The sequence below is a fragment of the Allobosea sp. R86505 genome (assembly GCF_042466375.1).
GTDB lineage: Bacteria > Pseudomonadota > Alphaproteobacteria > Rhizobiales > Beijerinckiaceae > Allobosea.
In genome coordinates this window covers 4,613,495-4,622,500 of the sequence record NZ_JAXHPY010000001.1, presented here as the reverse complement: position 1 = coordinate 4,622,500, position 9,006 = coordinate 4,613,495, and the positions used below count along the sequence as shown (strand labels likewise).

The 9,006-nt window shown below is 66.7% G+C and carries 9 protein-coding genes; 4 read left to right on the top strand and 5 right to left on the bottom strand.

Going from position 1 to position 9,006, the window contains the following annotated elements; genetic code table 11:
- Window positions 1-123 precede the first annotated feature (123 nt).
- From tnpA to ppk2, 4 genes are all read left to right on the top strand, one after another.
- Window positions 124-519: an IS66-like element accessory protein TnpA gene (gene tnpA / locus SJY11_RS22255; protein WP_376986773.1), complete on the top strand. Its 396-nt coding sequence runs from the start codon at window positions 124-126 to the stop codon at window positions 517-519.
- Complete coding sequence (gene tnpB, locus SJY11_RS22250; RefSeq protein ID WP_376986771.1) at window positions 516-863, top strand: IS66 family insertion sequence element accessory protein TnpB; 348 nt, start codon at window positions 516-518, stop codon at window positions 861-863. The genes tnpA and tnpB overlap by 4 nt, the downstream gene beginning before the upstream one ends.
- A gap of 47 nt (window positions 864-910) precedes the next feature.
- Window positions 911-2,560, top strand: a complete 1,650-nt coding sequence (gene tnpC, locus SJY11_RS22245) for an IS66 family transposase (RefSeq protein ID WP_376986770.1) — start codon at window positions 911-913, stop codon at window positions 2,558-2,560.
- A 204-nt stretch (window positions 2,561-2,764) separates the two neighbouring features.
- Complete coding sequence (gene ppk2, locus SJY11_RS22240) at window positions 2,765-3,664, top strand: polyphosphate kinase 2 (RefSeq protein WP_376988914.1); 900 nt, start codon at window positions 2,765-2,767, stop codon at window positions 3,662-3,664.
- A gap of 22 nt (window positions 3,665-3,686) precedes the next feature.
- On the opposite strand, the gene SJY11_RS22235 is transcribed toward ppk2, so the two are convergent.
- The 5 genes from SJY11_RS22235 to SJY11_RS22215 all read right to left on the bottom strand — a co-directional run bounded on the left by SJY11_RS22235 (window position 3,687) and on the right by SJY11_RS22215 (window position 9,000).
- Window positions 3,687-4,442, bottom strand: a complete 756-nt coding sequence (locus SJY11_RS22235) for a transglutaminase-like domain-containing protein (protein WP_376988913.1) — start codon at window positions 4,440-4,442, stop codon at window positions 3,687-3,689.
- A gap of 29 nt (window positions 4,443-4,471) precedes the next feature.
- Window positions 4,472-6,271, bottom strand: a complete 1,800-nt coding sequence (locus tag SJY11_RS22230; RefSeq protein ID WP_376988912.1) for a tetratricopeptide repeat protein — start codon at window positions 6,269-6,271, stop codon at window positions 4,472-4,474.
- Window positions 6,268-6,933, bottom strand: a complete 666-nt coding sequence (locus SJY11_RS22225) for a DUF3540 domain-containing protein (RefSeq protein WP_376988911.1) — start codon at window positions 6,931-6,933, stop codon at window positions 6,268-6,270. The genes SJY11_RS22230 and SJY11_RS22225 overlap by 4 nt, the downstream gene beginning before the upstream one ends.
- A gap of 11 nt (window positions 6,934-6,944) precedes the next feature.
- A complete protein-coding gene (locus tag SJY11_RS22220) occupies window positions 6,945-8,528 on the bottom strand; it encodes a DUF3540 domain-containing protein (RefSeq protein WP_376988910.1) in 1,584 nt (527 codons plus the stop codon).
- A gap of 64 nt (window positions 8,529-8,592) precedes the next feature.
- Window positions 8,593-9,000 (bottom strand): DUF4150 domain-containing protein, encoded by a 408-nt coding sequence (locus SJY11_RS22215; protein ID WP_376988909.1) that lies wholly within the window; start codon window positions 8,998-9,000, stop codon window positions 8,593-8,595.
- Window positions 9,001-9,006 lie beyond the last annotated feature (6 nt).

The window sequence follows — 9,006 nt, the reverse complement described above, 5'->3', positions numbered from 1 at the left end:
CTCGAGGAACCCTCGCGATGAAATCCCGCAGCCCGGCCGAAAGGCCGCCGTCACGGCCGGCACCGTACCCCTACGAGCTCGGCCGTCTTGAGGATTGATGCTTGGGGGTGAGAATGTGTCTGTATGGACGTCTATACAGGCACACCGATCAGTCGGCTTGAGATCGTTGAGCGGGGCGGTCGGCGGCGCTTCAGCGATGAAGCGAAACTGCGGATCGTTGAGGAGAGCTATTCGGGTCGGCGACTGGGCTCGGCGACGGCGCGCAAGTACGCGATCACGCGCTCGCAGTTGAACGATTGGCGCGATGCCGCACGTGCCGGTCGGCTTGGTCCCGCTTCAAGCGCTGGGTTCATTCCGGCTGTGATCGTGCCGGAGGTGACGGCGACGACCAGCCCGCTGCCGGTGGATGGCAGCCGGATCGAGATCGTGACGTCGAACGGGCGGCGTGTCGTCGTCGACGGAAGGGTTGATGTTGATACGCTGCTTCGTATCATACGCGGCCTGGAGACGCTGCGATGATCCCGGTCCCGCCGGGGGTGAGGGTCTGGCTTGCGACGGGTTACACCGACATGCGCCGTGGCTTTCCGGGCCTGTCGCTGCAGGTTCAGGAAGTGCTTAGCCGTGATCCGCTGAGCGGGCATCTGTTCTGTTTCCGAGGGCGCCGCGGCGATCTTTTGAAGGTGATCTGGCATGATGGCCAAGGGGCCTGCCTGTTCACCAAACGGCTGGAGCGGGGACGCTTTTTGTGGCCGAGTCCGGCGGATGGGGCAGTGACGATCTCTACGGCTCAGCTCGGCTATCTTTTGTCGGGAATCGATTGGCGTAGCCCCCAGGAAACTTGGCGTCCGACGCGGGTCGGCTAGGATTTGCCTTTGAAATCGCAGGCTAAATCTGATTCACTGGCTTCGTGATGGTGAAGCCGGACGATCTTCCTTCGGACCTCGCGAGTGCCTTGGCGGCGCTGCGGGCCGAACGCGAGGCGCGGTTGCAGGCCGAGGCGGTGGCCGCCAGCGCGCAGGCGAAACTCTCGGACACCGAGGCGTTGATCGCGCATCTGCAGCTGATGATCGAGAAGCTGAAGCGCGAGAAATACGGCCAGCGTTCCGAACGCACGGCACGGCTGATCGAGCAGATGGAGCTTCAGCTCGACGAACTCGTGACCGCGGCGAGCGAGGACGAGCTTATCGCCGCCGCCGCGGCGACGAAGAGCGGGACCGTGCGCGCCTTCACGCGCAAGCGGCCGGTGCGCAAACCTTGGCCCGAGGACATCGAGCGCGAGCGGATCATCATCGATCCACCCTCTGCCTGCGCCTGCTGCGGGGGATCGCGGCTGTCGAAGCTGGGCGAGGACGTGACGCAGACGCTGGAAGAAATCCCGCGCCGCTTCAAACTGATCGAGACGGTGCGCGAGAAGTTCAGCTGCCGGGATTGCGGGAAGGTCAGCCAGCCGCCGGCGCCGTTCCATGCGACGCCGCGCGGCTTCATCGGCCCGCAACTGCTGGCGACGATCCTCTTCGACAAGTTCGGCATGCACGCTCCGCTCAACCGTCAGAGCACGCGCTTCAAGGCCGAGGGGATCGACCTGCCGCTGTCGACGCTGGCCGACCAGGTCGGCCACGGCACCTTCGCCCTGAAGCCGGTCTTCGATCTGATCGAGGCCCATGTGCTGGCGGCCGAGCGCCTTCATGGCGACGACACGACGGTCCCGATCCTGGCGAAGGGCAAATGCGCGACCGGGCGGATCTGGACTTATGTCCGCGATGATGGCCCCTTCGCCGGACCTGCGCCGCCGGCGGCGGTGTATTACGCCTCAAGCGATCGCCGCGGCGAGCACCCTCAAAAGCATCTGGCCGGGTTCGCCGGCATCCTTCAGTGCGACTGTTACAATGGCTTCGAGCCGCTGTTCGACCCGCAGCGGAAGGAACAGCCGATCACGCCGGCCTTTTGCTTCGCCCATGCCCGGCGCGGCTTCTTCGAGCTGGCCGACATCGCGAAAAAGGCCCGCGATGGCGTGAAGGGAAAGCCGGTCTCCCCGGTCGCCCTGGCGGCGGTGAAACGCCTCGACGCGCTGTTCGAGATCGAGCGCGCGATCAACGGGCGCAGTGCCGAGGAGCGGCGGGCAGTGCGGCAGGAGAAGAGCAAGCCGCTTCTCGACGAGATGCATGCCTGGCTGCTGCATGAGCGAGAGACACTCTCGCGCTCCGCCGAGGTCCTGAAGCCGATCAACTACATGCTCAAGCGCTGGGCCGACTTCGCCCGCTTCCTCGACGACGGCAGGATCTGCCTCAGCAACAACGCGGCCGAAAGAGCGCTACGAGGCATCGCTCTGGGGCGGCGCAACTGGACCTTCGCCGGCAGCCAGCGCGGCGCCGACCGCGCCGCCGTCATGCTCACGCTCATCGCCACGGCTCGCCTCAACGACGTCGATCCGAAAGCCTGGCTCGCCGACGTCCTGGCGCGCATCGCCGATCTGCCCGTCTCATGTCTGCACGAACTGCTGCCGTGGCAGTGGCGCCTCCTGCGCGAAGCCGAAAAGCCCGCAGATCAGAAGGCCGCCTGAACTTCACGTGCCGCCATCATAGCCCCCGTGGCCCTCGCGCGAAGGCTTCCGTCATGCGGCCCTCCTCGTATGCGTACCCGGCACCGCAACGCTGCTGCAGAGCCACGGGACAGCATCGCTCGGGCCAGCCTGTCGTTATATCCGGCCCGCGACACCTCGCGCCTGGAAACCATGTCCTTTACGACCCAGCACAGGGCCCCTGCCATGAGCACTGATCTCGACCGCATCAAAGCGGAGATCGCCGACAGCTTCGATGAAGAACTCGAGATGCAGCTCGAGGAAGACCGCATCGATGAGCTGGTCGCCGAGGGCATGGGGCCGGCGGGGTCGACGCTGGACCGAAAGGTCTATTTCCGGGAGTTGTTCCGGCTGCAGCACGAGCTGGTGCGGCTGCAGGACTGGATCCAGTACAAGAAGCTCAAAGTGGTCGTGCTGTTCGAGGGGCGTGACTCTGCCGGCAAGGGCGGGGCGATCAAGCGCGTGACGCAGCGGCTCAATCCGCGGGTCTGCCGCGTCGTGGCGCTCCCTGCGCCGACAGAGCGCGAAAAGCATCAATGGTATTTCCAGCGCTACGTCCCGCATCTGCCGACCGCCGGCGAAATGGTGCTGTTCGACCGCAGCTGGTACAATCGCGCCGGCGTCGAGCGGGTCATGGGTTTCTGCACGCCCCACGAACTCGAGGAGTTCTTCCGGTCCGTCCCGGAATTCGAGCACATGCTCGTCCGCTCCGGCGTCATCCTGATCAAGTACTGGTTCTCGATCACCGACGAGGAACAGGAATTCCGCTTCCAGATGCGCATCGCCGACCCGCTCAAACAGTGGAAGCTCTCTCCCATGGACATGGAAAGCCGCGTCCACTGGGAGGACTACACCCGCGCCAAGGAGGAGATGTTCGACCGCACCCATACCGACTACGCACCCTGGTGGGTGGTCGAGGCCGTCGACAAGAAGAAGGCGCGGCTCAACTGCATCGCCCATCTGCTCAGCCAGATCCCCTATGAGGACGTCCCGAAGCAGGAGATCTCCCTGCCGGACCGCGTCCGCCATCCCGACTACCAGCGCCATCCCGTCCCGCCGGAACTCTATGTGCCGGACCGCTACTGACGCGAGGGCGCGCCCTTCCGCGTCAGATGTGCGCTGGCAGGACCTGGATTTCGACGGACAGGCCCGTCACGCGGCCGGTCGCGAAATGCCCCGTGACCGGCTGCAGGGCCGGCAAGGCCGGACCCCAGGCAGTGGCGAGGAGCGGGACGTCCCTATCGTCATTGAGCGGATCGATCTCGCACCAGCCGCGGTCGCTGGTCCAGATGGCGAGCCAGGCATGGCGCCGGTGGCGTCGGGCCGCCGGCGTCACCCGGGCTCCGAGATACCCGACGACGAAACGCACCGGGACACCCTGGCGGCGCAAGACGTCCGCACACAGCCGGGCCAGATCCTCGCAGCCCCCGCGCCGCTCCTCGACCAGCGTCGCGAGCGGACGAACCGCAGCTGGCGGTCGCAGATCATAAGTCCAGCCGGATGCGACTGCACGGGCCATGGCATCGGCTTCCGCAGTCGCCGGGTCGCGCCGTGGCGCCGTGCGGCCGGCATCATCGACCAGGTCGCCGCGACCTGGCGCTATGGACGGCAGCGGGGCATCCGCGCGCGTGTCGACAGTCCAGTCGGCATTGACCCGCAGTCGCCGGAGCGGCTCTGGAAACGAGGCCGTTTCGACGACCACGCCCCAGGCATCGGTGTCCGTGCGACGGGCCTCACAATCGGGCACGGTCGCGAGGCGGATGCCGCGGGCGCTCTGACCGGGGCGAGGGATCGGTCTGAGGCGCATCTGCAGCGCCATGGCGTCGACCGGGGGATCGAACGTATAGACCGCGTCATAGATCACGCGCTGGGGACCGGGGCCGGGCGGCCTGGTCATGGGTGCCCGTCGGACGCCAGTTCGGCCAGACGGGCCACCAGACTGATTGGCAGACGGGCCTGAACATCGCTCCAATCGCCCGGTTTCGCTTGGGTCAGGACATCGACCGACGGATACCAGATCCCGCGCCCCTCCCGCTCCGCCCAGGCCCAGTGCCGCCCCGCCGGCACGAAGACGAGCGCCGGGCGGCCGAGTGCACCGGCCAGATGCGCCGCCAGGCTGTCGGGAGCGATCACGATGTCGAGCGTCGCGACCGCGGCCAGCAGATCCTGCGGCTCCGCGATGGCGGCGCCAGCGTCGATCACGTCGGGATAGGCCTCCAGTTCCTCCCGCAACTCGCCGACAGCGAGGCTGAGCGGCGTGCCGAGCGCGCGGGCCGCCTCGACGAGGCAGGACAGGCCGATGCCCTGCCGGCCCGGATGCCAGAGGATGCCGATGCGCGGACCCGGCAAGGCCGCCAGCGCCCGGCGCCAGGCCTCGGCCCGCCCGGCATCGGGCGCGAGATAGGGCACTGCCGCCCCGTCCGTGATGCCCTCGACGCGCAGATGCGCCATGATCTCCGGCATGAGCAGGGCATTGGCCGCGCCTTCGAGCTTCTCGCCGGTGAGGCTGATCTGGGGAAGACCGTCGAGCAGGGGCGCGATCTGGGGATGTGCGGTGACCGGGAGCGCCGCCGCGCGGCCCTCCGCCAGACGCGGCAGAAATCGCGCTGCCAGAATGATTTCGCAAATTGGCATGGTGGCGGGAATGACGACCCCCGCGATGTCGCGCGGCAGGGTCTCGGCGCCGTCCGCGACCGCATCGAACCGCCCGAGCGAGAGCAGGCACTCCTTGCGCAGCGCCCGCGCTTCGCTCGAATCCGGCACCTGCGCCAGCGCCTCTTCGATGCTCTGCAGCGCCTGGGCGAAGCGGCCGGCGACACCGAGAACGCGTGCCAGCGCCAGAAGCGCGGCCGGGTCCTTGCCGCTCTGGCGCACACAGGCGGCGAGATCGGCGAAGGCCTTGCGATCGGCCCCGCGCAGGAGATCGAGCCGCGCGGCGAGTTCGATCGCCTGCAGATCGGCGGGCGCCAATGCGAGCGCCCGCCGGACCAGACCCTGCGCGCGCTCGGGATCGGCTTCGGCCAGCTGCCGCGCGAAAGCGACGAGTTGGACCGGCGAACCGGGCGCGGCCAGATAGGCCCGCTCGGCGCAGCGCAGCGCCTCCGCCGTGTCGCGCCCGCGCGCGTGCAGTTCGGCGAGATTGTGCCAGGCCGCGACGCAAGCCTCGTCGAGTTGCGTCGCCTCTCGGAAGCAGGCGATCGCGAGGGGTGGATCGCTCTGCGCGATCGCGACCAGGCCGCGCGTCACCCAGGTGCCGACGGAGTCCGGATCGAGCTCGAGGCTGCGCTGCGCCTCGTCGGCGGCCTCCGCCACCCGCGACAGCGACAGCAGGAGTTCGGCGTGCTGGCGACGGATGCCGGCATGGCCGGGCGCCAGCGTCACGGCCCGCTCCAGGCAGATCAGGGCTTCGTCCGCCGCTCCGCCCTGGCTGTGCAGGCCGGCGAGATTGGCGAGGATCTCGGGCTCGTCGGGCCGGATCGTGGCGGCCGCGCCGATCAGGCGCCGCGCCGCCTCCAGGTCCTGGCGCAGCAGCGCGATGCCGCCGAGCGCATTCAGCGCCCAGGGGTCCTGTGGCTGACGCGACAGCGCTTCCCGCAGCAGCAGGTCGGCGTCATCGAGTCTGGACTGGGTGACGAGGCGGCAGGCTGCGCGGACCCGCTCGCCCGGGCCGACGCCGGCGAGCCCGGCGCTCATCCGATCGTCACCCGCTTGGCGTCGAGGCGGATATCGTCGCGCGCATGGACGGTGACGATCGCCGCGCTCGCCGTCGACAGCTCGGACTGCGTGACCCGGGTGCCGACGCGCTCATTGTCGAGGCCGCTGACCGTTGTGTTGCGGTCCTGGGTCTTGACGTCGAGCTGGCGCGCGATGGTGGATTGCCGGCCGACCGCGGTGGTCAGCGTCTCCCCGATCACCGAGGCGAGGCGCGCGATCTGGGTCAGCACGTCGGTGACGATATGGAGCCGCCGCGTCGTGACCGCCATCTCGGGCGCGTCGAGATCGAGCCGCGTCGAGGCTTCGAGCCGGACCGACGGCGCATGAATCGTAAGGGAGCCGGCAGCATCGGGCAAGGAGAGCGTCGCATCACCGACCCCTTTGCGCGTCAGAACGGCGAGGACGAATCCGGTTCCCGCAGCCGGAAACACCAGGACCTCGTCACCTGCCATCGGCTCGACGAGACATGAAACCGCCCTAACGGCAACGAGACTGACATCGTCGGCCGCGACCTCAAACCTCGATCCGCTGCTTGAGCGAACGAGACCGCGCAGCAGGCCGCCATGCAGCGACACCGGGAGCGCGCAGTCGATGTTCGCAACGGCACCGTTCGCCCGCGTGCTGACTGGATGGGTAGACATCTTTGCGCCTATCATGACCGGAAGAAAAATCCCGTCTTGAGTTCTACTTGCTTGCCGCCGATATCTGTTGCGCCGGTTCGCAAGATCAAATTGCCCAGATAGGCGTCAACATCACCTTGCTTGATTTCGAAATTGAACTTTTTACCGTCAATGCCGACCCACTTGATATCAAGTCCACTTACGTATTTGAAGTCGGATCCGAGAACAACCTTTGTGTCAAAGCCAACGACCATCTTGAAAGCTATGCCTATAATGATATTCATATCGAGCGCGAGATTGATTTTGAGATCGATGGCGGCGTTCAGGCGGAATTCAGTGCCGAGCGCGAGCGTCAGCGTCGCGGCCATCGTCATGCTGATGCGTCTGGCATGATTGGTCGTAATCTGATCGCCATAAAAGAAACTCGTCGCGGTTCCCTCGAAGGTCTTGTTCTCGTCGCCGTAAAATTTCGAAGTGCTCGTTCCATGGAATTCTGAATACTTTTCACCATAGAACCAATCCTTGGCGAAACCATATGTCTTCTTTTCGGACGTCGAGTAGAACCACTCCGACACCGGGCCCTTGGCCTCGTTCTTCACATAGCCATAGGCCAGCAGCGAGATGTTGGCCGGAGACGAGGCCGTGCCGGCGGTGAGCGAGATGCCAGAAAGCGCACTGACCGCGAAGAGACCGGCCGGGGCGGTGAACTTGATGTCGCCGTCGGCGACATTGGTGGTCTGGCCCTTGACGATATCGACCAGCATGCCGCCGTCGATGGACAGGTTGACGTCGGCGTCGGTCTTAGCCAGGAAACCGTCGCCGGACGAGGTGGTCGTCACCGCCGTGGTCGCGATGGTCTGCAACTCCATCTGTCCGACCTTGTTCTTGACGAAGCTGTCGCCGCGCTTGAGATAGCCCTGCTTGGCGTCGCCCGATGCCGTACCTGTCGTCGATGCGCTCGTCGCCGTCGCCGCGTTGGCCGTTTCGGCTGCCGCGTTGTAGGCGTTCTTGCCGCTGAGGAGCGCCGCCGCGAAATCAGGTGTCGGCGCCGTCTTCGTCGTGGTGGTGGCCGTGCTCTTCGACAGCTGGAGTGGCGGCATCATCACCCCTTCCTGGCCGTCGACATAGGCGCCCATCCGGAAATAGGTGCCGCTGCCGAAGGCGTTCGGCGTCAGCGGCACGTCGAAACGGGTCCAGGGTCGGCCCGCCGCGGCCTCTCCGTCGCTCTGCGAGTCGAAATGCGGTTGATAGGGCAGGTTGCCGTCGGCCATGACCGACGGCAGGCCGGTGAACGGGCCGGCGAAGGCAGGCTCAGGCGCGACCTCCTCCGGACCGGTCTCGCAGGGGCGTGTCTGGCCGTCGTCGGCGGGCCCGGCCCGTCGCAGGATGGCGAGGATATGGCAAGCGTCCTCCCCCGCCCAGACGAGGACCTCGTCGCCGGCGAAGGGCTCGGCAGGGCAGGAGACGGCGCATGACGCGCGGACCTGTCTGCCGTCGATCGCGACCCGCATCCCGTCTTCGCCGGCCGACATCACCGTGGCCGCGCGCATCGCAGGAGCAGTACCCGACCACGGGGCGACCTCGGATCGCGCAGCGTTCTGGCTCATCAGGCTCATCGCTTCGTCTCCCCAAACAGCCTGCGGGTTCGGGCCCGCGCCAAAATTCGATCCCGGCCGAACGTCAGGACAGGCAGATGGTCGTCACCTGGGTCGGCGCCAGCGTCAGCCCGACGATGTTCGGGCTCATGCCGTTCTGCGAGGTCGGGTTCAGCATTTTGGTCGCCGGGGGGCCGCCGAGAAACATCGTGACCGACCCCATCATGTGCTTTACCGGCCCCATGACGAAACCCGAGGCGACGCCGAGCAGCACACCTGGCTGGTCACCCAGGCTCATCGGCTTCGTCGTCAGCAGGTTGTGGGCCGGCATGCAGGTCAGAAAGGTGGTGAACTGCGTCGGGATCGCCGTCGGTGCGAGCGCAATGTTGGGATAGGGAATCGGTACGGGAACCGGCCCGACCGGCGTCGTGCAGACATCGGGAAAGGAGAAATCGGGAGCCGGGATCGGGCCGGAAGAGTTGACGAAGGGCATGGTTTT

Excerpts from the sequence above, each read along its gene's own strand:
- SJY11_RS22230 (WP_376988912.1), bottom strand. The coding sequence starts at position 6,271 with ATGAGCGCCGGGCTCGCCGGCGTCGGCCCGGGCGAGCGGGTCCGCGCA.
- tnpB (WP_376986771.1), top strand. The coding sequence starts at position 516 with ATGATCCCGGTCCCGCCGGGGGTGAGGGTCTGGCTTGCGACGGGTTAC.
- tnpA (WP_376986773.1), top strand. The coding sequence starts at position 124 with ATGGACGTCTATACAGGCACACCGATCAGTCGGCTTGAGATCGTTGAG.
- SJY11_RS22215 (WP_376988909.1), bottom strand. The coding sequence starts at position 9,000 with ATGCCCTTCGTCAACTCTTCCGGCCCGATCCCGGCTCCCGATTTCTCC.
- tnpC (WP_376986770.1), top strand. The coding sequence starts at position 911 with ATGGTGAAGCCGGACGATCTTCCTTCGGACCTCGCGAGTGCCTTGGCG.
- SJY11_RS22225 (WP_376988911.1), bottom strand. The coding sequence starts at position 6,933 with ATGTCTACCCATCCAGTCAGCACGCGGGCGAACGGTGCCGTTGCGAAC.
- SJY11_RS22220 (WP_376988910.1), bottom strand. The coding sequence starts at position 8,528 with ATGAGCCTGATGAGCCAGAACGCTGCGCGATCCGAGGTCGCCCCGTGG.
- ppk2 (WP_376988914.1), top strand. The coding sequence starts at position 2,765 with ATGAGCACTGATCTCGACCGCATCAAAGCGGAGATCGCCGACAGCTTC.